Source organism: Secundilactobacillus angelensis, assembly GCF_012641075.1.
GTDB lineage: Bacteria > Bacillota > Bacilli > Lactobacillales > Lactobacillaceae > Secundilactobacillus > Secundilactobacillus angelensis.
Genome location: NZ_JAAXLJ010000005.1, coordinates 97,223 through 121,172, shown reverse-complemented (window position 1 = coordinate 121,172; position 23,950 = coordinate 97,223). Strand labels below are relative to the sequence as shown.

The following is a 23,950-nucleotide window of genomic DNA, read 5'->3' as shown; positions in this document are numbered from 1 at the left end:
AACTCAGTCCTTTCAGGGAATAACAGTTCTTAAACGATATTAATCCTTAACTTCTTTAATGGTGTCAATGATTGAGCCATCACGGTATTCAATCATAGCAACGGTACGGTCAGTGAATTCAAGCGGCTTTGGCTTACCCACTTTTTGTTCAGCCAACTTTTGGAGGTCTTCAATCTTGTAAACCGGCACACCAGGCAAGTTGCCAAGCGCCTTTTGAAGATCTTTGCGCTTAGGGTTGATTGCAATCCCGTATTCAGTAACCAAAACGTCAACAGAATCACCTGGTGTCACAACAGTCGTGACATCTGGCACGATGGTTGCGATCCGACCACGAACTAGTGGTGCGGAAATGATGGTCAATTTAGCCGTTGCGGCATCTTGGTGACCACCAATAGCACCACGAATCACGCCATCGGAGCCAGACATGACGTTGACATTGAACTTGGTGTCAATTTCTAAGGCACTCAAGATCACAACGTCCAATTGATCAACCATGGCACCCTTGTTATCAGGATCAGCGTACCATGAAGCATCGATTTCTTGTTGGTTGGCACTGGTGTGCATGGAATCGGCAGCGCCCTTGTCAAAGTCTTGCACATCCATGACCTTGTCGACCAAACCTTCTTTTAACAGATCGGTAGTTGGCTTAGTAATCCCACCCAAGGCAAATGATGCTTTGATCTGGTTGTCGATCATTGATTGACGCAGGTAACGGGTAACAGCTAAGGCAGCACCACCTGAACCAGTTTGGAACGAGAAGCCGTCCTTGAAGTATGGTGAGTTAACAATGACGTCGTTAACCGTAGCGGCGATCTTTAATTCCTTAGGGTCCTTAGTGAAACGAGTAGCGCCAGAACCAATCTTATCAGGGTCCCCGACCTTATCAACTTTAACCACGTAGTCCACTTGGGTCTGCTTGATTGAAGCTGGTGTGTTTGGGTAGCTCACAATGTTATCAGTCAATAAAACGACTTTGTCGGCGTATTGGGCATCCATTAAAGCATAACCCAATGAACCAAAGACAGCGTCACCTTCCATACCGTTAGCGTTACCAAGTGCATCCGCGTTAGGCACACCCAAGAAGGCAACGTCAATCTTAATGTCGCCGTGTTCGATTGCCCGGGCACGGTTACCGTGTGAACGGAAAATAACTGGGTTCTTTAAACCGCCGTGTGACACGAAATCACCCAGTGAACCGCGCATCCCTGAACTGGTGATGTGAGTAATGGTACCAGCCTTAATGGCTTCAATCACTAAATCATTCATGACACCAGTCAGTGATGAGGGTGCTAAGGTTAAGTCCTTGTAACCAGCATCGATAATTTCACGCATCACCATATTGAATACAAAGTCACCGTTTCGGAAGTGGTGATGGAAAGAGATGGTCATACCATCTTTTAACGTATCCTTAATGACTTGCTTGATTGAGGTCACAACCTTGTCGTCTCCGGTAGAAACGTGCACTTTAGGGGCAACCCGCTGAATCTCTGGGTGACCAATTTCGGTGGATTCAAATGGTTGATAATTTAAATCCTTCATAACATCTTCTGGTAAGTCGCGATTAACACTATTTTTCAATGTAATTACCCTCCTCATCAACTAGGTTGGACGCCTTAGCGAGCCCCATTACACGTTGCGCACGTAGAACAACTGGCCGGTCAACCATTTGACCGTTCATTGAAATAACACCCGAACCCTTAAGGCGGGCTTCTTCAATGGCGTTGATCACGTTCTTAGCGTTCAAAATTTCCTTTTGCGTTGGTTCGTAGACTTTGTTAACCATTTCGATTTGACGAGGGTTAACCAGTGACTTGCCGTCGAAACCAAGTTGGTGAATGTATTCTGTCTCGCGGTAGAAGCCTTCTGTATCGTCCATGTTGGTAAAGACGGTATCAAAAGCAGCCACACCTGCCGCACGGGCAGCATGAAGCACCATGTTACGGGCGAATTCAAGTTCGGCGCCATCTGGATAACGGTGGGTCTTCATATCAGTGGTGTAATCTTCAGCTGATAAAGCGATCCCAATCATCCGGTCTGAAGCTGCAGCAATTTGAGGTGCATTAAGCACACCCTTTGCACTTTCAATCGCCGCCATCAGATGAGTTGAACCGACTTCTCTGCCAAATTCTTTTTCAGCAGCTAAAATATCAGCTTCAAGCTGTTTTACCATGTCTGCAGATTCAGCCTTCGGGAGACGAATAACGTCAATTCCGGCTTTAACCATTGCCTTAACATCGTTGGCGTAGAATTCAGTATCTTGGCCGTTAACACGGACAACTAATTCAGCATTGCCGTAATCTTGGGTCTGAAGTGCTTCGTATACTAAGACACGCGCAGCATCCTTTTCTGACAGTGAAACGGAATCTTCAAGGTCAAACATGATGGAGTCGGCGCCATAGATACCGGCATCCTTCACCATTGCTGGGTTATTACCCGGAACAAACATCATTGTCCGACGTAAACGTTCTTCATTTTCAGCCATTTTATAATACCTCCCATGCTGGTTGATCGGTGGTCTGACTAGCACGTTGCGCTGCCGCAATCGTACGGGCCTTGATCACACAGTCAAGCGCACCTTTGTCTACCGCTTTTACCTTAGCTGCGTTAATGCCTAAGTTATTAAGCGTTGTTGTAATGACCTGACGAATTTGGTCGCCGAACTGTTTTTCAACATCGGACTGTAAATCAATCTGAATTCCGTCGGCAGCTTTAGAGATCATAATCTGAATATCTGATGACTCCAAAGTACCAGCAACGGCTGTATCCTTAATTTCCATCAATGTTCATTCCTTCCTGAATCCGTTTTTGTAGGGTTGTTAAATGATGCTGGATAAACGAAGCAGTCGTCTCCGGCACAAGGGCCGCTAAACTGCTTGTCTCACCATTTTTGATGAGCTGTCTAACTTGTGTTGCAGTGATCACTTGCTGATCACTTGTGAGTGCCTGATTACGATCAATTACCTTCACCTCAACTGCAGGTGGTAATTCCCGTTTCAGCACTTCGTTGTAAATATTGGTTGTCCGCGATAACGGCTCGGAACCAACGTAACGGGCCTTGATGTTCAATGCCGGAGCGATGACGTTCCGAAAGATGCGGGCGTCCAAGGTCGTTTGGTATGTCACTGCCTGATTCGGTGACGCTAAGAAATAGGCTGGGAACGTGGCGTAGCTAACCATGTAGTCGCCACCATTAACCACGATGACGTTGTCCAAGTCAGCCGTACCATCCTTTACTAATTGGAACCGTTCTGCGGTGGTAAATAACGAAGCATCCGTATTCACGACGAACACGTAGACTAGGTCGTTTTGACTTGCAGCCTGCTCCACCAAGTAACGATGGCCGCGGGTAAACGGATTAGCGTTCATGACAATACCAGCGACTTGTTTGTCGTCCTGACCATCAACGCGCGGAATCTCAGCCAGAAAGTCGTGAACATCCGGACTTCCCGTTTCTAAGAACGCCGCCTCGTCTGAATGTGCCAGCTCGCTGAAACCAATGTGCTGGAAGCTCTCACTATATTTGAGTTTGGTGAACACAAATAAGTGATAAACGTGCTGCGCAAATTGACGGTTCACTAGTTCCGAAACAATCGCATTGAATCTGGAACCCGTGGTCACGCCCTTGTTGCAGACGCCAATGTATTTCAGCACATTGCCAGCAACGGAGCCGGTGGCAACAAGGTCATCACCGTTATAAATACCAATCGTATAGTCGATTTGATCGACCTCATTAGCTGAGAAATTAGTGATATTCAAACTCGTTAAGAAAGCTTCCCAGTCCGCTTTTACTTTGGGGTTGCTAAGATACAGATCGACAATTTGATTGTCCATATCAGGCCTCCGTAATCAATTCTTCTTTCTCACCATCGCTGTAATCAACGACAGCTTGGCTTACCATTTCAACTACTCGTTCATTGAAGACACCCGGAACGACTTCTTCAGCTGTTGGTGTTTCAACGACGCTAGCTAATGCTTTAGCGACCACTAACTGCAACTTTGCATCAACGTGGGTAATCCCGCTAGCAAGCAAGCCCTTAAATAAACCAGGGAATGCCAAAATGTTATTCACTTGGTTAGGGTGCTGACTTGAACCAGTAGCGATAACCTTTGCACCAGCTTTGGCAGCTTCATCAGGTTCGATTTCGGGTACCGGATTAGCCAACGCAAAGACGATTGGATCCTTAGCCATCCGTTGCACATCATGACCAGATAACAAGTGCTGATCAGACAGACCAACGAAAACATCCTGGTCATCCATAACGTCTGTCAGCTTCAGGTTCTTTTGGTCATTATTTGCCTTGATCTTGGCTGCAAACTCGCGCTGGTACTTATTATACCGAGTGTCATCAGGTGTAACTACCCCGTAGACATCAACGAGTGTCAAGTGTGTGATACCAGCTGCATACAATAACTTAGCAGTAGCTAAACCGGACGCACCGATTCCATTAATAACCACGTGGAGGTATTCTAATTTTTTAGCGACAACTTTGGCAGCATTGATCAGCCCTGCTAGAACAACAATGGCTGTGCCTTCTTGGTCATCGTGATACACGGGAATATCCAGAGATTGACTCAGTGCTTCTTCAATCTCAAAACACTTTGGTGCCGCAATGTCTTCCAAATGAATACCTGCAAATGACTGCGACATATTCTGAATGGTCTTGACGATTTCGTCAGTCGATACTTGGTTAACTGCAATTGGAATAGCATTAATATTAGCCAAATCCTTGTACAGTAAGGCTTTACCTTCGATAACGGGTAAACCACCAGCTGGGCCAATGTTTCCTAAGCCCAAAACAGCTGAACCATCTGTAATCAACGCAACTAATTTACCGCTAACCGTATATTTGTTTTTGAGTTCCGGATGCTTGGCAATCAGCTTGGAAAGAACTGCAACTCCAGGCGTATATGCTTTGCCTAAATCGGTTTTATTATGTACACCAAGGTCGGATTGGATATCCAAGACACCAGTATGATCCTCATGCACTCTCAAAATTTCATTATTATCAGTCAATCGCACCATTCCTTCCAAAATAAACACTTGTGATATTATTATCAAACTCCACTACACTTATAGTTTACTCCGTCTTTTTAACTTTTTCAAATATAAATCAGATTTTTTATATTTTTAAAATAACAATTTCTGTTCTGATAAAACTGTTTAAAAAAGTGAGCATTTTGGTTTGAACATGATATGATAGTGGTGAAGTGATTTTTATGTCCGATTTTAAAGGAGGAACCCCGTTGGATAACATGAAATCTCGCGAGCAACTGGCGAACATTGCCCGTGATTACTACCTATCTAAACTCACCATTTCGCAAATATCTAAAAAATACAATCTCAGCCGTTATCTGATCACTAAGTCATTAGATGACGCCTTAAACAATGGCTTAGTTAAAATCTCAATCAATGCTCCCATTGACCGAAACATGGAGATGGAAGCACGGTTTAAGAAACAGTTTGACCTTCAAAACGCCTTCATTCTCAAAGACGCCGATAATACCAATGAAGACTATGAAAACGTTGTCGAATTTGCCGCTGAAGAAATTCAGGACATGCTGCACCGCAGTACGGTGATTGGCGTTGGTTGGGGTGGTACCGTAGCCAACGTCATCAACCATTTCCAGTCTGAAATCATGGATGATCTCGTCTTTACTCAGTTCATGGGTGATAATTTAAAATACAACTCAACCCTTGGAGCGACGCCGTTAGTTCAAAAGGCTGCGACTAAGTTCAGTGCAAGTTTCAGAACGATTCCAGCACCTTTATACATCATCAACGATTCCACCCGGACTGCCCTAAAACAGGAACCAGCATTGGTATCAGCCTTTACTACCATGGCTAAAATGGATCTGCTATTTGCCGGTGTCGGTACATTGGCCTCTGTAGATTCCATTCCCCTCTGGCGTAACCATCGCAACGAGATCCTGGGAGAAATTGAACCGGACGATGTCGCTGGGATGCTGTACGGCCGTCCGTATGACATTGACGGGCATATTCTAAATACCGGTCACGATAAGCTCTTTGGCGCATCACTAGATGCCATTTTGACGGTGCCGCACCGGTTAGCCATCGTCAAGAGTAAGTTCAAAGGACGCGCTTTATTGGGTGCACTACGCGGTGGTCTGTTAACGGACTTTGTCACCAACGAGTCCGTTGCCAATCGCGTTTTGCTTGAAATGGATCGATCATAATCTGAGAGTAAATTAAAAGCACTATTTCGACTTTCTAGCCGAATAGTGCTTTTTTTACTTGAGCCAACACTGGTCATTTGTTCATAGCTGTTTCAGAAAGGTAGCCAACACTTCATTAAACGCTGCTGGTTGTTCAGCCATCACTATATGGCCGGCATTATTGATGACTTGTGACTGTCCCTGTGGCGCCAAATTAGCTGCAGCTTTCGCAAATTTCGGATCAAAATAAGGCGACTTTCCCCCAGCAATCACTAATAAGGGTACCTGTAAACCCAACAGGACGTCCCGCCAATCTTGGAAAGCATGGTCTACCAGACAAGCATAATTTTCGTCACTATCATACGGATGGGCCTGTCTAGCAGTCTGAACACCGGCACGGACCTCTTCGGAAACTGGCGTGGCGGTTCCCGAGCCTAACGGGAATTTTAGCATCCCAGGAAAGGTTTCCCAAGTCAGCCCCTTAAACCCATACTGCCACGTTTTATCGCTGATCATTTTAGGACTTTGATCAATATCAACAATAGCACTGAACTGTTGTGTACCAAACAACGACACGTACGCAAACAGCGTGCTGGCACCCATGGAATTACCGACACCAATCACCTGATTCACTTCTAGGTGTGCCAACAATTCCTGCACGTCGATTGCGTGCCTACTGATCCGTCTACCTTTAATTGTCCGCTGTGAAGCACCCTGATTTCTAGCATCTAAGTTAATTACCCGGTAACCGGCTGCAATCAAAAACTGCTTAGTGGGTAACCAGATCTCTCGGTAGCTACCAATACCGCCTAGCAATAACACTGGTTGACCATCGCCCTCATCCGTATAGGAAAGTTTGACGTGATCGCTTGTAATAAAGTCCATTTTTCCACCTCAACTAAAAAACGAGTTGTCAGTAATTGCTTACCCAACTCGTTTAATTAATTCTATTTTAACAGTTAATTATTCAGCAGCGAGTAAAACTTCGTTCATCTTCCGTGCTGATTCTTGCATCTTGACGGTTTCTTCGTCAGTTAAACTAACTTCAATCACCTGACGAATACCACTACCGTTAATAACGGCTGGTGTACCGATATAGCCATCTTCCAAACCATATTGGCCACTGACTGGTGCTGAAATTGGCATTACCAGGTTTTCATCTAACAGGATGGCCCGGCAAATCTTCATCAAGCTGACAGCAACACCGTAGAACGTTGCGCCCTTACGGCTGATGATGGCGCCACCCTTTTTCTTAACGTCTTCTTCAATCTGAGCTAAACGGTCACGATCGACGTTTGGTAAGCTCAATAATGGTTGACCGTTAACCGTTGCTTCATTATAAGCAGCAAATGAACTGTCGCCGTGTTCGCCTAAGACGTAGGCGTCAACATCACTGGTGCTGACATCTAATTCCTTGCTGAGCGCCACTTGTAAGCGGGCACTATCTAATGAGGTACCGGTACCGATAACACGGTTCTTAGGGAAGCCAGAAATATGTTGAGTCAAAGCAGTCAGGATGTCAACTGGGTTAGCAGAAACAACAAAGACCCCATTAAAACCGCTATTAACAACTGGCGTAACGATTGATTCCAAAATCTTAGTGTTCTTATTGACAAGGTCTAAGCGAGTTTCACCTGGCTTACGGGGAACGCCAGCGGTCAGAACCACAATATCTGCATCCGCAGCGTCTGAATATTCGCCAGTTCTGATTTGAGCTGGCATCATCATTGGTGTCAGGTCTTCCAAATCAAGACTATCACCCTCAGCGTGTTCTTTTTGAATGTCAACGATGACTAATTCATCGATGCCACAGTTTTGAAGAAGTGAGAATGCAAATGATGAGCCAACTGCGCCGTCACCCACTAGTAATACTTTACGGTGTTTTTTAATCATAATGATGGTCTCCTTTCAGTCGATCCTGATACCCAATGTGTTTGTTATTTATGTCACATTCATTATACTGCATTTCGTCAAAAAATGTTTACTTTTTTAAAAATTATCGTGATTTTTTTAAATTTGTCAAAAATATTTTTATCAAATCATAAATAATCGCTGTATTTATTGAATCATTAATCTAACATGCATCGAGAATCTTTACAACACTTTTCACTAGTTCACTATTTAAGGTGGTATTTCAGTGTCGTATCAGCAACGTTTCACGGCCTAATTTTTTTTATTTGTGAATCAGAATACGCAAAAAATCTAGCTCGGCTAAACCGCCTTGCTAGATTTTTAAACTTTCTATCAAATTAGACTATTTAACGCGTACTCTTTCGAATAATCAACCTAGTCCCCACCGAAACTTTCAGTGGGACTTCGCGACCATTTTCTAATCGGCTTTGCATCAGATCAACAGCGCTAATACCCATTTGATCGGTTGCCACGTGAACGGCACTAAGTTCAGGATAAACGTACTTAGCAACTGAGGTGTCGTTAAAACTAAACAAGCTTACCCGATCAGGGATCGCAATGTCTTTTTCTCCAAGGGCCTTCAACGCTCCGATTGCCATTGGGTCGTTACTGATGAAGAACGCATGGGGCAAGTTTTCACCCAAATCATGAACGGCTTGCTTCATTAACTCATAACCAGATTGATTGGTGTAGTTCCCTTCATACGCAAACCGTGGATCGTATAATTTTCGTTCGGTCATAATGGTTTTAAACGCCTTAAACCGCGGATCCGGAATCTTCAGTAACCCATCCGTTGTATGCTCGGAACCATAGATAATGCCGATATCCTGACTTTTGGGCAACAGATAGTCGATCACCTTTAGTACAGCTGGTTTAAACTCGGTAACAACACTGTCAAAGCCGCGGCCCATTTCGCTCCAGTCCACGAAAACAAGGTTATTGCTAATTGCGCTAAGCTCATCAACCTGAGCCTCGCTGTATTTTCCAACCGCAATGATACCATCAACGTCTTTGCTGATTTCAGAAACTTGGTTTTGAAAGACGGGAATTGTTTGAATGTGCAATTCCTGACTACGCTTTTCAATTTCCATTCGGATCGTCATGTAGTATAGGTCATCTAGTTCTTTATTGATGGAATACCACTGAACAACCGCAATCTTGTATGTTTCAGGGACTTGTGAGACCCGTTTAGTTTTCGTGTAGTTCAACTTCTCGGCAATTTCAAAGATGCGTTGCCGAGTATCGTCACTAACGGACAAGGTCGTATCATAATTCAGTACTCGAGAAACAGTAGATAGGGAAACACCCGCTTTTTGAGCGATGTCTTTTAATGTCACTTTCATAGATGCTTCCCCTTTCATATCATTATTTTTTAACTTGTGCGATGAAGCGGTCAAAGGCAGCTTGTCCCTGATCATTCCACTTGAAGACGCCTGCATCTTGTAGCACTCGGGCAAAGACTTCACCAATGGACTGGTCAATGATTTCATCAGCATTGTCAGCAGTAAATTGGTGATCTGCTTTCAGCTGGTCTGCCCAAGTCTTGTGGTAGTCTTTCATCTCATTGGGATTATCCAAGACGTATTGCTTAACTTCTTGCATTTCAGTTTTAAGACGTGCAGGTAAAATTGCCCGGCCCATAACTTCGATCAAACCAATGTTTTCTTTCTTGATGTGTTGAACGTCCTGATGCGGATGGAAAATGCCGTCTGGATACTTTTCAGAAGTCTGGTTATCACGCAGGACAATGTCCAAGACAAACTTGGATCCACGACGATACGCAATCGGTGTAACTGTATGGTGTCGTTCACCATCAGTGTACGCGCGCACATCCACTGATTCATCATCGTAATGCTGCCAGCTGTTCGCAATTGCAGTTGCCGCGTTAATCAACGATTCCGGCGTGTCACCTGAAAGCCTGATTGTCGACATTGGCCACTTCACGATGCCAGCGTCCAAGTCATCATAGCCAGCTAGTTTAATTTTCCGATCCACTGGTGCCTTCATCATTGGAAAGTCATGACGACCGCCTTGATAATGGTCTTGAGCCAACATAGAGCCACCAACGATTGGCAGGTCCGCGTTACTGCCCACAAAGTAGTGTGGGAAGACGCGCACGATTTCCAGCAAATTACTGAAAGTATGCTGATTGATCACCATTGGCCGGTGAGCTTGCAATAAGAAAATGGCGTGCTCACTGAAGTAAGCGTATGGGGAATACTGGAAGCCCCAAGGTTCCCCACCAAGTGTCATTCTGATGACTCGGTGATTGGTCCGTGCGGGATAGCCCAGGCGACCACGGTAGCCTTCGTTTTCAATGGCTAATTGGCTTAGCGGGTACGTGTTGCTCTTCTGATTTCGAGCCGCTGCAATGGCCTTAGGATCCTTCTCCGGCTTCGACAGATTAATGGTAATCTCCAAATCACCGTAGTCCGTCGGCGTGTTGAAGACAATGTTTTTAGCAATTGAACGCGTCTTGATGTAATCATTTTTCCGACTTAAATTATAGAAGAAATCAGTTGCAGCTTCCGGCGAATTTTGGTATTCATTCCAGAATTCTTGATTCACCTTAGCAGGTGTTGGAGTCAATAAATCTGTTAGTTCCGCCTCCAAAATATCCCGATCAGATTGACCATCTTCAATTTTACCGTTCTTAACGGCAGTTTCAAGTAAAGCATCCACAATGTCTAACAGATCATTGCTTTTAGCTTCAACGGCATCATCATCGCCAACTAATCCCAGTACCCGATTAGTCACGTAGATGCGGTCAAGCGGCTGATAAGTACCACTTTCTATAATAGCATCAACAAAGCGATTAACTGTTTCTGACATTTTAGGCTTCACCTCGGTCATTGTAGCCCTTTGGATGTGTTTGCTTCCAGTTCCAGGCAGTCTTAATAATTTCTTTCACGTCGTCGTATTGTGGTTTCCAACCTAAGACTTTACGTGCTTTATCACTGGCCGCAATTAAGGTACTTGGATCACCGGCACGGCGAGGGGCGTCTTCAGCGGGAATTGGTTGTCCAGTTGCTTCACGTGCAGCTTCCAGAATCTGCTTGTTAGAGAACCCAGTTGATGACCCAAGGTTAAAGGCATCACTATCATTGCCCGCCTTCAGGTATTCCAAAGCCAGGATATGTGCATCCGCTAAGTCCACAACATGGACGTAGTCACGCACGTTAGTCCCATCCTTAGTAGGATAGTCGGTACCAAAGATCTTTAAGCCGGTACGTTCACCCGCAGCAACTTGCAAAATGATTGGAATCAGGTGGGTTTCTGGATGGTGGTCTTCACCGATTGAGCCATCAGCTTTGGCACCCGCAACGTTGAAGTAACGTAAAGCCACGAACTTAATACCATATGCCACATCAGACCAGTGAATAATCTTTTCCATGGCTAACTTGCTTTCACCATATGGGTTAGTTGGAATTTGAGGATCAGTTTCCTTGATTGGAATCTGCTTTGGTTCACCGTAAGTTGCTGCGGTTGAACTGAAGATGATCCGCTTAATGTCGTGATCCTTCATTGCTTTAAGCAAGGTAATCATGCCACCAGTGTTGTTATCAAAGTACTTCAGTGGGTTACTCATGGATTCTGGCACAATTGAAAAGGCTGCGAAGTGAATAATCCCTTCCACGTCAGTTTCCTGATTAAAAACTTCATCCAAGAAGGCGCGGTCACGAATATCACCTTGGTAAAAACGGGCTTTGGGGTTAACCGCTGCCCGATGACCTGTGATCAAATTATCGATTACGGCCACGTCATACCCCTTTTCAACTAATCGATCAACAGTGTGTGAACCAATATAGCCCGCACCACCTAATACAACAACTGTCATAATTAATTACCTCCATGCTTTCTCTTTGACCTAATTCCGATATAAAAGCGCTCTGCAGGTTTAATTGCTTTGCGCCTTGTGATAACTATTAAGCTTTAAGTTCCTTAGGGCCATCACCAATGCTTGCAACGTAGAAGCTGGCTTCATAACCAATTTCTTGCTTGTAAACATTACCGACATTCTTAATGAAGTCATCAACGTTAGCCTTGTTAACAATAGCAATTGCACAGCCACCGAAACCGGCACCAGTCATACGAGCGCCCAAGACACCCGGTTGCTTCCATGCGGTCTCAGCTAAAGTATCCAATTCCTGACCGGTAACTTCATAGTCATAGTGCAGTGAAACGTGCGACGCATTAACTAACTTACCGAATTCTTCAAGCTGACCATTACTCAAAGCCTTCTTGGCACGCAACGTCCGCTGGTTTTCGATTACCGCGTGGCGGGCACGTTTAATTAAGGTGTCATCGTTGACCAAGTAAGCATCCTTATCGAATTCTTCTTGCGTTAGATCACCCAGTGTCTTAACGTCAACGCCGCCCTTTTGTAAAAGCGCCACCGCTTTTTCACATTCTGACCGACGTTCGTTGTACTTAGAATCTGTCAGTTCACGGCGCTTGTTAGTGTTCATGATGACGATAACGTTGTCGCCCAATTCAACGGGAACGTATTCATATTTCATGGTATTAGCATCAAGCAATACGGCTTGGTTCTTCTTGCCCATGCCGATAGCGAATTGATCGAGGATACCAGTATTAAGGCCTAAATAATCGTTTTCAACTGCTTGGCCATTCTTGATCAACGTCATTTGATCAACACCCCAGTCAAACTCTTGGTTTAAAATGTTACCAATCAACAGTTCGATTGATGCTGACGAAGACAAACCTGATGCATCTGGTAAATCTCCGTGAACGAAGAGATCAAAACCATGGTTAACCGTCTTACCCTGCTTAGCCATCTCATACATGACACCGCGTGGGAACTTAGCCCAGCTATCGTTTTTATCAAAGTCTAGTTTATCAATTGGAAAAGTTAAAATACCTGCGTCTGGAAGGTTGGCGGAATAAAGTCGAACTTGATCATCTTTACGGGCTGCGTAAACACCGTATGTGCCCATGGTGATTGCGCAAGGAAAAACATGACCGCCATTGTAATCGGTATGTTCACCAATTAGATTGATTCGACCTGGTGAAAAGTAGACACGTTCACCTGCGTAGCCAAAAGCTTGATTGAATTCGTCTTTTAAGCTCTGATAGTCCATAATTATGCCTCCACAAATTTTACTAAATTTTTACTACCTCTAACTTAACCTAAATTCACGTGATTGTCAACGAAAAATGAAATCGTTTTCTTTAGCGTAAAATCAATATTTAACAAATTTTTCAAAGGCGTATATGAGTAAAATAAAGGCGATTCAATCTGTTCAACCCTCCGATTGAGCAAACTAAACCGCCTTTATTTATTTGTTAATAGAAACTGACTCACCTTTAATCTTCTACCCACTGATTCAGTGCGTTTTCGAAATCGGTTAATTTTTGAGTAGCTTTTTCATCCGTCTTGCCGTTAGTGCCAATGTAAAACTTGATCTTGGGTTCAGTCCCTGAAGGCCGAACAGCAATCCAGGTTCCATCCGCCAACCAATACTTCAAGACGTTTGAAACTGGTAGAGTCAACTTTTCGGTACTGCCATCCTGGTGAGTCGCAACTTGAGTTTGATAATCATCGGTGGTTTCAACTTTAACACCAGCAAACTCTGTTGGTTGGCTCGCCCGCAGTGACTTCATGATTGCAGCCATCTTGTCAGCACCATCGACACCGTCAAATTCCTTGGCAGTCGTCTTTTCTTTAAAGTAACCATACGTTTTGTATAGTTGTTGAATCCCGTCATAAAGGGTCAGTCCCTGCTGCTTGTAATCAGCAGCAACTTCGGCCAGCAAGATAGTTGACTGAATCGCATCCTTATCCCGAACAAATGGGTTGATCAAGTAACCGAAGCTTTCCTCAAACCCAAATAGGAACGTGTGATCATGATTTTGTTCAGCCAATTTAATCTGCTCGGCAATGTATTTAAAACCAGTCAGCACGTTGACCATCTTGACGCCGTAGTGATCAGCAATCTTAGTTGCCAATTCAGTGGAGACAATGGACTTAACGACCATGCCGTCTGCAGGTAATTTGCCGGCGTCTTGCTTAGCCTTCAAGATGTAGTTCAATAAAACTGAAGCAATCTGGTTACCGGTCATCAGTTGATAGTCGCCATTCGGCATCCGAACAGCAGCACCTAAACGGTCAGCATCAGGGTCAGTGGCAACTAACAGGTCAGCGCCCTCTTTTTTACCTAGCTCAATCGCCATGTTAAAGGCCTCTGGAAATTCGGGATTTGGATGAGTAACGGTTGGAAATTCAGGATCAGCAATGGCTTGTTCCTTGACCATCGTAAAGTGATTGTAGCCGGCATCTTTCAATGCCCGGTAGCCAATGATGTGCCCAGTTCCATGCAATGGTGTGTAAATCAGCGTCATGTCCTTACCAACTTCATCGATCAGCTTAGGATTGACTGAAACTGCTTTAACACCAGCCAGATAGTCTTCATCAACATCTTCACCAATGATGTGAACGAGGTTTTGCTTTCTCAGGGTTGTTTCCTTCACAGTTTTAACGGTGAACATGTTATCGATACCGTTAACGTACTCGGTAATTTGATCAGCGGCCTTTGGCGGCATTTGACCACCATCTGGACCATAGATTTTAAACCCGTTGTACTGCTTAGGATTATGACTAGCCGTAATCATGATCCCAGCGTAAGTGTGTAAGTGACGGACAGCAAATGATAATTCTGGTGTTGGTCGAATATCATCGAAAACAAAGCTTGGAATCCCATGTGCACCAAGTACCTGTGCAGAATGATGGGCAAATTCTCGCGATTGATAACGGGAGTCGAAACTGATTGCTACCCCACGTTGCTTGTCTTCGTCAGATAAAGTATCCATGAAGCGGGCTAGCCCTTCAGCAGCTGCACCCACGGTATAAAGGTTCATTTGACCAATTCCGGGACCAATCAAGCCTCGCATCCCTGCCGTTCCAAACGCCATTGGTTTTGTAAAGGCGTTTTCCAGTGCTTCTTGATCATCCGCCATATCAACTAGTTCTTGTGCTAGTGCTGGATCCAAGTCTTGATAGTTCTTCCATACTTGATAGTTATCTTGCCAAGTCATCGTATCGCCACTCCTCTTAGTTTAAATTACTCATTCTCAATTATGTCTCCGCTTTCAGTATAAGCCGAAAAGCGGAAAAATAGTAAAAATTTTACTAAACAATTACGATTTTTTGAATTTCTGAAACTCTTTTCAATTTTACCATCTTTAATTTTCGATTGCATTGGCTTTCTATCTGCTTGCTACATTCAGACTGTTGCGTGTTAAACTAAACCTAACAACTAATGTGAGGGGCCCAGCTATGAGTGTGAAACCATTTGATTTTAGTCAGTTATTCGTACAGCAATCGTTAAAACAGCAAAAAAAGTTTGGCAAAAAACTCAGAGAGGCCTTTCCCTTTGAACAGCTTGGAGAATACAACGCAATGGATCGTGATCCCAATCAGCTCATGGACCAAGTTCGTGCGATTTTGATTCCAGAGTTATTACCTGAACGGACCCAGCGCATGACCCAATCGAGTTTTTCCTTTTTCCGTGGCACCGCCGAATTAATGGAATACGATTTGGCACACCAGATAAATTCGCCAATTCATGCGGTCATTTGCGGTGATGCTCACATTGGCAACTTCGGCTTTTTCGGTTCACCAGAACGCAACCTCTTGTTTGACCTGAACGACTTTGATGAAGCTGGCATCAACCCCTTCGAGTGGGACGTTAAACGTTTAGCAGTCAGCACTCTGTTAGCTGGCCGTGAAAATTCATTTGACGAAAATGGTCTGCAGCAGCTGATCAAAGAACTCGGTGAAACCTACCGTAAAAGTCTCCAAAACATGTTTGAACTTACCGCGCTGAATCGCTTTTATCCCGTTAACGATGTGAAAACTGTCCTCAACACGATTCCATCGAAAGAAGTTCACACCAAAAAGCTTATAAAATTTCTCGAGAAAGCAGGTAAACGGGATTCGGAACAGGTCGTCCGCAAGTTTACGACTACCAATAGCTCTGGCGAAACAGTCTTCAAGGAAAATCCGCCGCGGACACGTCACGTTAATGATCAAGTCACAAAACACATTACCAAATATCTCACGCAATATCGGCAAACCTTGTCTCCTGACGTTAGTTTAATGTTGTCGCAATATCACGTCACTGATATTGTCCGCCATAGCGTCGGCGTCGGCAGTTTTGGCTCTCGTTGTTACCTGCTACTATTAACTGGAACGGACGAGTCGCACCTCATCTTGCAAATTAAAGAAGCCCTACCACACCGTCAGCTGGCCGATCAACTGAATGAGGACAACGTTCAGTATGAACTCAATGAAGGTAAGCGAATCGTGGACTGTCAAAAAATTCTCCAATCCGCATCGGATTCCTTCTTAGGTTATTTCTCCACGACTAATCGAAGTTACTACGTCCGCCAATTTCGTGATATGAAAGCCTCTATCGACCTTTCGTTATTGGACTGGGATCAATTCGATGCTTATGCGAAAACCTGTGCTTGGATTTTGGGGATTGGGCATGCTCAAAGCCCAACTGCTGGCGTAATTTTGGGATACACCGGCCATTCCGATAAATTTGACAGTGCTATTCAAACGTGGACTGTTGCCTATGTCGATCAAGTCGCAGCTGATTTCCAAGCTTTTAAACAGTATCGATTATAGTCAAAACCGCTATGTGACAGCAAATATGGTCACGTTGCGGTTTTTTAATTTGGCACATAGCAAAGCCTTATTCTTGACTCACTTACAAAAAGTAAGTATTCTAAAGTCATTCAAAAATAATTATCTTTGCTGGAGGCAAATATTATGGTTATGACTAATGGTTACGAACAAAACGAAAACGAAAAAGTTTTAGACATTTTAAATTTAAATCAACTAGAAGCTGACGCTAAGAAGATTATTCCTACGGGCGGATTTGGTTACATAGTTAGTGGTTCCGAAGACGAGTGGACCCTACAAGCCAACCGCAAAGCTTTCCAGCACAGACAAATCGTGCCTAAGGCCTTGAGCAATATTGAAGATCCACAGACTGATACCACAGTGTTTGGTTTGGACTTAAAAACACCGATCATGATGGCCCCAGCTGCCGCACAAGGTTTAGCCCACGCTAAAGGTGAAGTTGATACCGCTAAGGGTGTCGCAAAGGCTGGTGGCTTAATGGCCCAAAGTACTTATTCATCAACCTCGATTGCTGACACTGCTGCTGGTGGTGAAGGCGCGCCACAATTCTTCCAACTCTACATGAGTAAAGACTGGGACTTCAACCGTTCACTCTTGGATGAAGCCAAGAAGGCCGGCGTTAAAGCCATTATCCTCACCGTTGATGCCACTGTGGGCGGCTACCGTGAAGCTGATATTATTAACCACTTCCAATTCCCAATCCCAATGGCCAACCTGATCAAGTTTAGTGAGGGCGATGGTGAAGGGAAAGGTATTTCAGAAATTTATGCTTCTGCTGCTCAAAAGATTGGTCCTGATGACGTTAAGCGCATCATCGACTACACTGATTTACCAGTCATCGTTAAAGGAATTGAATCACCTGAAGATGCACTCTACGCAATCGGTGCTGGTGCTGCTGGTATCTATGTTTCGAACCATGGTGGCCGTCAGTTGAATGGTGGTCCAGCTAGCTTCGATGTTCTGGAAAGCGTCACAAAGGCCGTTAACCACCAAGTTCCGGTTATCTTTGATTCTGGCGTTCGTCGCGGCTCAGACGTTTTCAAGGCAATCGCATTAGGTGCCGACTTAGTCGGTATTGGCCGGCCAGCAATCTATGGCTTAGCCCTTGGCGGCGCTGATGGTGTGTTCTCTGTCTTCGAACATCTGAACAACGAACTGAAGATCGTGATGCAGTTAGCTGGCACTAAGACAATTGACGATATCAAGCACGCTGAATTATTGCATATTCAATACTAATTTAAAAACTTTAAGCATTCAAATTTAAAGGGACTCAACAGTAATCAGATACTGTTTGAGTCCCTTTTTGGTGTTACGATTCTAGTTGATCAACCATTTTGCCAATGTCGGTTGATGCTTTGTTAGCCATTCAGCCAGACGAGTACGACTAAGCCAGCGGTGAAATTTCGGTGATAGTTTTTTCAAACTGTAAACAGCTAATATCATAAACGGAATGCCCGGGATGATTGGTAGCACAAAGCCAACAATTGACCCAATGATACCGGTAAACATCAACGTTGACCATAGTAGTTTTGTAAAAATTAATTGCACGTTATCATCCCTTTTACTTTTTGATTTTAAAGTAGTATATCTGCTATCCGAAATTCTATCAAGGGATATGTGATGGATTTTCAGAATGTTAATACTTTCGTAATGTTACCTTGCTGAAACGCGCTCACCACGGCAGATAGCTATGTGTAAGACGAGAGCCACGCAAATTCCAAGTTCGGGCTTGGTTCCTATTACCTTGCTGAAACGCGTTCACCGCGGCAGACAGCTATGTGTAAGACAAGAACCACCCAAATCCCAAGTTCAGGGATTTAGGTGGTTCTTGTCTTACACGCCGCTATCTAAACGCCGCGGTTCACGCTCTATGAGTTCCACAACTCATCCAACAGTTCTCTAGCACTTTCATTCAAGCTATCCTTACTCTTATCCGTACCAAGGTGGGTGTAAATTTCACCTACATAGACCCCTTGATCGAATAGACGTTTAAATACCTTGTCGATTATTGGCCGCGTTTTGGCTTCTTCTTGCACTGGCCCAAATGGGTTAGCAAAGAAAGTTGTGCTCATGCCGACTTCATCGGTAGTCCCTAACGCAAAGCGCTTGCCTTCTATGAAGGTTGCCTTGGCTTCCTCTTCATTATCAAAACGGTGAATACCAATGTCCTTATCATAGTTGTTGGCATAGACCCACATATCGATCCCGTGGTGGCCCACAACTCGATTATACGGATCCGCTGGAATAATGACCCGAGCATTCTTCCGGTCTGGGTTCAAGTAAACACCACGGTCCATATTATTGAAGGCCACGGCAGAGCTTAAATCATCTAGTCGCACGAATGCCCCAATTTCAGTCCCTTGCGCATACAAATCATCATCCGTTAGCGTAAAGCTACCCATATCATCAAAAATCGTTTCAAGACTGAGAATCTTGTCATCCGCAATTTCTTGTAAGGCTTCCAGTGATTCAGACTTCCCGGCACCTGAATCGCCGAAGAAGACCACGTTTTTATTCTTACCGTTAGCGAACTTGATTCGCACCATTGAGCCATGAATTGGCAAGCGGTTTTCGTAGATCATGTGCAGGTTATGCAACGTTAAGCACATTTTCTTCATGTAACCGAAGTAAGTGGTCTTGTCGTTATATGGCACTTCACCGACCCAAATATCGTTTTCTTCATCGTGGTGATAATGGCAAACATCGCCTTCAGTTTTTTGCAAACCGAACAGCAGGATCTCGTCTGGCTTATGACCGGCAACATCTTTGGCACTGGCAACTTCAAACAAGTTAGCCAAGGAAATACCACTGACAAAGTAATCACGATGGAAGTAGATGTAAGCCAAGCTCTCACCAATTTTAGCTGGGAAGCAGTACCATTCGTTTCTTGATCCGTGGAATTTATCGATTGGATTGTCAGGAACAGCGGTAAAAGTTCCTTCACGTTTATTTGAAGGTGTCTTCATCATCATTGGTGGCCGCAACATCAGGGTCTCCAGGAATCGAATAGGCTTCAACGCTTCGTAGCCGCTTGGAATTGGCCAATCTAATGATTGTGTCAACACACAAGCTGAAGTCCCAGCGCTCACCTGACGATAAGTCTTATTACGGAAGCCTTGCAATTTTTCTTCAATTGTCCGGTAAGCTTCAATGACAACATCGTTAAATTTATTATCCATTTGCATGAAATTCTTGGAAGTAGCTTCACTGCCATGCAGGTTGACAACTCCGATTCGAAGATATGATCGGTAGTATGAATACAAATCTTCAACGCTATACAAGATTTCTTCACGCTTATAAGTTTCAAAAGCATCAGGACGATCAAGCAGTACCGCCTTTAACGTATCGATGTAAGTTTTTGGATCCGCATCCTCAAAATCGCTTCGATTACTCTCTTGAGTATGACGACGATCCTCTAAAAACAAACGAACAACTTCCTCTAGTTCTTTACTATTGATCAATGTAAAGATATCGGAAACGTACTTGTTCGTATAATTAAGTACGGCAACTTCTCGATCCGGATTCATGTATAACGCAGATGTTTCTACTTTTCCTGACTCAGTCATGTGGACAATTCTCCTTCCAATGCAACTAATTTGCATAGCTCTATTGTAGCTTAAAAAAAGCCGAACGAAAATAGAAAAATGAGAAATTAATAAAAGCGATAAATTCCGTCATGACGGGGTATTATCGCTTTTTAAAATTGTAAAAATGAGAGATTTTTTTGAAATATTTAGAATAAAAAAGAAACTCTTTTTGCAAGTTTTTATCTCGGATTAATTTTGAGCTTTCTTTTCTTTCAAACTTAGTGCTAAAAGTAGCCCAATAATTTCAAGAATGAAGAAAGTAATGAACACAATGTGAAAATTACCTAGGGTCGCAGTGGCAACACCACCCAGTGACAGTAAGATGGTTGCCACAGCAACACCGGTAGAGCCAAGAAGTTGACGCATAGTGGTGATTACAGCAGTCCCATGAGAAACCTTTTCATTAGGTAGCGCATCCGCACCCAACGTGGTCGCTGGCATCATAACAAAGGCGTTGCCACCTTCAATCAGCATCGCAATCGGCATCATACCCCAAAGCGAGAATTTAACGGGGACTAATGCTAAAATGCCCCAGCCAACGAGAATCATGACCATACCAATGAGCAGTACTTTCTTAAACCCAATCTTGTCAGCTAAGCGCCCCGTCAACGGGTTCAAAATACTCAGGAACAAGGCACCGGGTACTAAAGCCATCCCCGAAATGAAGGGACTGACACCCAAAATAATTTGGTAATAGAGTGGGAAAACAATGGTGACAACAATCAGTGCAATGTATGATAAACCCGTTAACCACACTGAAGCGTTGAACTGACGGACTTTGAAGACCCGCAAATCAAGCAATGGTTCAGGTAGGCGTAACTGTCTGATCCCGAAAAACAGCAGCAAAACGATACTAACGATCAAGATCACACTGGCTATTCCCCAGTTAACCCCTGGAGTACCAACCAAGTTAACCACGTATAGAACGCCGATAAACCCAATTAAACTGACAACTGAAAGCCAGTCTAAGTGCGATGGAACCTGTGGCATGACGTTGACGATGGTTTTCAGCGATAGCAAAATAACCAGGCTGATGACGATCATAAAGACAATAAATAGTCCTTGCCAAGTAGTAAACCGCAATACGATCCCTGAAATAATTGGACCAACCGCCAAAGCAGACCCCATGACCAACCCTGCAACACCCATCGCGCTGCCGCGTTCGTCACGAGGTGTGATCGTCAAGAGTACCGTCTGATATGATGGAAACAAAATTCCCACACCGATGGCTTCCATTGCACGTCCCAACAGAACTAACGGAAAGTTGGGGGCTAAGATAATTAATAGTGTACCCACGTCAAACATCGTTAAAACGGATAAGAATAATGGCTTAAAACCGATGTTACTCAACAGCCACGGGCTAACTGGCATCATAATGCACATGATCAGCATGAACCCCGTCGTCAGCCACTGAACCGTTGACGCTGAAATTGAAAAATACCGCATTAACGTTGGATAGGCAGTCGACAGAGCTGATTGACTGATAGACATTGTAAAAGTCCCCATCAGCAAAGTCGTCACAAACCATAGGCGTGTGCGGCCAGATAGAGTAGTAGATTGACTCATTTTCAGATTCCCCCTTACGACTATAATCATAGGCGTAATCGGGGCTAAAATCAATTGTGTAAAAGACAGGTTAAGCCAAAAAATATTTTTATTATTTGTCTTGTTTACTTTTAAGTTTTATCACCCTAACAAAAAGTAACAGTTCTAACTATCATATGACAACGTACTAACTGCCAGCATGATTTAACCGACTACGAATTCGCGAAAGAGATACTGGTGTAATGCCAGATACGACGCCAATTCATACTGAGGAACACGGTCAACCAGATTGGGGTCAGAGGCCACTAAATTTTGATAGCGCAACTCGGGTGAGTCTTCAATCCGATTAAGAAAGTACTGGGTATAGTCGATGAACCGATGGCAGACATAGTCCGTAAAAGCTGCCATCAACTTAGAATTTGATTCAATTTCTCGGCGCAGTTTTGTACCGTCAACGACCATCACCACCGTTTTCTCCATGGCGGTAATTGCAAACAGACTAGGCTTATCCAGATAAAAGCTTTCAAAGGAAGACACGACTTGCCCCTCAAAGAAGAACTGAACGGTGATATCGCGACCGTCATCATTATGCCACAACCGAACGGCACCCTGATTCACCAGATAAAGTCGGGTTGCAATATCCCCTTCAAATAACAGGTCTTCTCACGCTTCAAAGGTTTGTGAATACCCCATTTGCTCAATTTGATCATAATATTCACTCAGATCCATTATCAATCCCCCCAATCCATTAAAAAAACACGACCAAATTGGCCGTGCCTAAATCAACTTAAACTATTAATCGTGCCATCATCAATCGCTTTTTTGATTTTCTTGGCTTCATCCAAGCGTGACTCTGTAATGTACTTCATCGTAACGTCTTTATCTGTTTCTGCTTCGTTAAATTGCTCTGTTAAAAATTCGATTTGATCTTTTAAGTATGAAATTAAGTCCATCTTTCCCACCAACCTTTTCGTCCTATTCTTATTATAAATCAATCCTGCTTAATTGTCGTCACGATTTCCCCCGAAGAGGATGATTAATCGCAATAGTTGCAAAAATGTTGCTAAAGCGGCCGCAACGTAAGTAAGTGCTGCTGCTGTTAAAACCCGTCTTACCATTGGTACTTCTTCAGCCGTAAGCAAGCCGCCGTCACTAAGAATTCGCAGTGCCCTGTGTGAAGCGTTGAATTCAACGGGCAACGTCACCAATTGAAAGAGGAGTGCGAAAGAAAATAGAAAAATCCCGATGTGAATTAATGTTTGGTTCATTCCCATAAAGACACCCACTAAAATCAGCGGGAAAGAAATGGAAGAGCCAAAATTAGCAATTGGCACAATGGCGGTTCGCAACCTCATTGGCGCGTAATTAGTGGCATCTTGGACCGCATGTCCGCATTCATGAGCCGCTACTCCCACAGCCGCCACCGATGACGAATTAGCCGTTGATTCAGACAGATTCAGCGTTTTATTACCACCGTTATAATTATCAGTCAGATTACCTGCGATTGGGTGAACAGACACATCATGAATTCCCGACTGCTGTAAAATATATTCTGCAGCGGAGGTCCCGGTTACCCCACTTTGAGCACGATAACGATCATATTTAGCATACGTCGAATTGACGTAACCTGATGCCAACATTGATAACAGTAAACCCGCAATCACTAAAATATAGGTTGGATCAAAAAAGGCAAATATCGGTGATGTCATTAAACGTCCCCCTTTAGATATATTATTGTTGCAGAACATTGTAACAAGTTATTGCAGTGGGGACAAGAAATTTAATGAATGCTTAAGGTTATGGGGGGGAATCTGTTATATAGCTTAATCGGGTTCCAGCGGACTGAGAGCTACGTGTAAGCAGGTAACGTTATAAGCCCCCAAGCCCAAGGCTCTTAACGTTACCTGCTTACACACCGCTCTCAAAACGTCCGCTTCCACACCTTGCCTATTCGGGTTCCAGCAAGCAGAGACTTGCACCTAAGTCACTTCTGGCAAAAATCCCAATCCCGGGGATTTTCTGCCAGAAGTAACTTAGGCTCCAGTCTCTAAACGCTTGCTTCCAC

General features: G+C 44.0%; 21 protein-coding genes. 3 read left to right on the top strand and 18 right to left on the bottom strand.

The window, feature by feature from the left end; genetic code table 11:
- Positions 1 to 39 precede the first annotated feature (39 nt).
- Genes citF through HC026_RS04245 form a run of 5 tightly spaced genes read right to left on the bottom strand, consistent with a single transcriptional unit; the run spans position 40 to position 5,023 of the window.
- A complete protein-coding gene (citF, locus tag HC026_RS04265) occupies positions 40 to 1,578 on the bottom strand; it encodes a citrate lyase subunit alpha (protein WP_168924750.1) in 1,539 nt (512 codons plus the stop codon).
- Positions 1,568 to 2,482: a citrate (pro-3S)-lyase subunit beta gene (gene citE, locus HC026_RS04260; RefSeq protein WP_168924749.1), complete on the bottom strand. Its 915-nt coding sequence runs from the start codon at positions 2,480 to 2,482 to the stop codon at positions 1,568 to 1,570. The genes citF and citE overlap by 11 nt, the downstream gene beginning before the upstream one ends.
- Before the next feature lies 1 nt (position 2,483).
- A complete protein-coding gene (gene citD, locus HC026_RS04255; RefSeq protein WP_168924748.1) occupies positions 2,484 to 2,777 on the bottom strand; it encodes a citrate lyase acyl carrier protein in 294 nt (97 codons plus the stop codon).
- On the bottom strand, positions 2,767 to 3,831 hold the full coding sequence (gene citC / locus HC026_RS04250) for a [citrate (pro-3S)-lyase] ligase (RefSeq protein ID WP_168924747.1): 1,065 nt from the start codon (positions 3,829 to 3,831) through the stop codon (positions 2,767 to 2,769). Before citC ends, citD begins: the two co-directional genes overlap by 11 nt.
- 1 nt (position 3,832) lies before the next feature.
- A complete protein-coding gene (locus HC026_RS04245; protein WP_168924808.1) occupies positions 3,833 to 5,023 on the bottom strand; it encodes an NAD(P)-dependent malic enzyme in 1,191 nt (396 codons plus the stop codon).
- Positions 5,024 to 5,244: 221 nt separating this feature from the next.
- Between HC026_RS04245 and HC026_RS04240 the strand changes: the two genes are divergently transcribed.
- Positions 5,245 to 6,195: a sugar-binding transcriptional regulator gene (locus HC026_RS04240; RefSeq protein WP_168924746.1), complete on the top strand. Its 951-nt coding sequence runs from the start codon at positions 5,245 to 5,247 to the stop codon at positions 6,193 to 6,195.
- A gap of 81 nt (positions 6,196 to 6,276) precedes the next feature.
- Here HC026_RS04240 and HC026_RS04235 read toward each other — a convergent pair whose 3' ends face one another.
- The 7 genes from HC026_RS04235 to HC026_RS04205 form a co-directional block, all read right to left on the bottom strand.
- The gene (locus HC026_RS04235; protein ID WP_168924745.1) at positions 6,277 to 7,059 is read right to left on the bottom strand and encodes an alpha/beta fold hydrolase; all 783 of its coding nucleotides are present in this window, start codon (positions 7,057 to 7,059) and stop codon (positions 6,277 to 6,279) included.
- A 78-nt stretch (positions 7,060 to 7,137) separates the two neighbouring features.
- Positions 7,138 to 8,067 carry an L-lactate dehydrogenase gene (locus HC026_RS04230; protein WP_168924744.1) on the bottom strand — a complete coding sequence of 310 codons (930 nt, stop codon included), beginning with the start codon at positions 8,065 to 8,067 and terminating at the stop codon, positions 7,138 to 7,140.
- A gap of 365 nt (positions 8,068 to 8,432) precedes the next feature.
- Positions 8,433 to 9,428, bottom strand: coding sequence for a LacI family DNA-binding transcriptional regulator (locus HC026_RS04225; protein WP_168924743.1), 996 nt, complete (start codon positions 9,426 to 9,428; stop codon positions 8,433 to 8,435).
- A 22-nt stretch (positions 9,429 to 9,450) separates the two neighbouring features.
- Positions 9,451 to 10,917 (bottom strand): UDP-glucose--hexose-1-phosphate uridylyltransferase, encoded by a 1,467-nt coding sequence (locus HC026_RS04220; RefSeq protein WP_168924742.1) that lies wholly within the window; start codon positions 10,915 to 10,917, stop codon positions 9,451 to 9,453.
- Between the two features lies 1 nt (position 10,918).
- Positions 10,919 to 11,923 carry a UDP-glucose 4-epimerase GalE gene (gene galE / locus HC026_RS04215; protein ID WP_168924741.1) on the bottom strand — a complete coding sequence of 335 codons (1,005 nt, stop codon included), beginning with the start codon at positions 11,921 to 11,923 and terminating at the stop codon, positions 10,919 to 10,921.
- Positions 11,924 to 12,011: 88 nt separating this feature from the next.
- Positions 12,012 to 13,184 (bottom strand): galactokinase, encoded by a 1,173-nt coding sequence (locus HC026_RS04210; RefSeq protein WP_168924740.1) that lies wholly within the window; start codon positions 13,182 to 13,184, stop codon positions 12,012 to 12,014.
- Positions 13,185 to 13,410: 226 nt separating this feature from the next.
- A complete protein-coding gene (locus tag HC026_RS04205) occupies positions 13,411 to 15,138 on the bottom strand; it encodes a phospho-sugar mutase (RefSeq protein ID WP_168924739.1) in 1,728 nt (575 codons plus the stop codon).
- 241 nt (positions 15,139 to 15,379) lie between these two features.
- Here HC026_RS04205 and HC026_RS04200 point away from each other — a divergent pair, with 241 nt between their 5' ends.
- On the top strand, positions 15,380 to 16,735 hold the full coding sequence (locus HC026_RS04200) for a DUF2252 domain-containing protein (protein WP_168924738.1): 1,356 nt from the start codon (positions 15,380 to 15,382) through the stop codon (positions 16,733 to 16,735).
- Positions 16,736 to 16,879: 144 nt separating this feature from the next.
- Positions 16,880 to 17,989, top strand: coding sequence for a lactate oxidase (locus HC026_RS04195; RefSeq protein ID WP_168924737.1), 1,110 nt, complete (start codon positions 16,880 to 16,882; stop codon positions 17,987 to 17,989).
- Positions 17,990 to 18,070: 81 nt separating this feature from the next.
- Here the strand turns inward: HC026_RS04195 and HC026_RS12880 are convergent, their stop codons facing one another.
- From HC026_RS12880 to HC026_RS04165, 6 genes are all read right to left on the bottom strand, one after another.
- The gene (locus HC026_RS12880; RefSeq protein WP_240891015.1) at positions 18,071 to 18,301 is read right to left on the bottom strand and encodes a DUF454 family protein; all 231 of its coding nucleotides are present in this window, start codon (positions 18,299 to 18,301) and stop codon (positions 18,071 to 18,073) included.
- Positions 18,302 to 18,621: 320 nt separating this feature from the next.
- Positions 18,622 to 20,319: a phosphoenolpyruvate carboxykinase gene (locus HC026_RS04185; RefSeq protein WP_168924736.1), complete on the bottom strand. Its 1,698-nt coding sequence runs from the start codon at positions 20,317 to 20,319 to the stop codon at positions 18,622 to 18,624.
- Positions 20,320 to 20,529: 210 nt separating this feature from the next.
- The gene (locus tag HC026_RS04180) at positions 20,530 to 21,906 is read right to left on the bottom strand and encodes an MFS transporter (protein WP_168924735.1); all 1,377 of its coding nucleotides are present in this window, start codon (positions 21,904 to 21,906) and stop codon (positions 20,530 to 20,532) included.
- Between the two features lie 183 nt (positions 21,907 to 22,089).
- Positions 22,090 to 22,542 carry a Crp/Fnr family transcriptional regulator gene (locus tag HC026_RS04175; RefSeq protein WP_408640977.1) on the bottom strand — a complete coding sequence of 151 codons (453 nt, stop codon included), beginning with the start codon at positions 22,540 to 22,542 and terminating at the stop codon, positions 22,090 to 22,092.
- A 125-nt stretch (positions 22,543 to 22,667) separates the two neighbouring features.
- On the bottom strand, positions 22,668 to 22,838 hold the full coding sequence (locus HC026_RS04170) for a hypothetical protein (protein ID WP_168924733.1): 171 nt from the start codon (positions 22,836 to 22,838) through the stop codon (positions 22,668 to 22,670).
- Positions 22,839 to 22,886: 48 nt separating this feature from the next.
- Positions 22,887 to 23,594, bottom strand: a complete 708-nt coding sequence (locus HC026_RS04165) for a zinc metallopeptidase (protein ID WP_168924732.1) — start codon at positions 23,592 to 23,594, stop codon at positions 22,887 to 22,889.
- Positions 23,595 to 23,950: the final 356 nt, after the last annotated feature.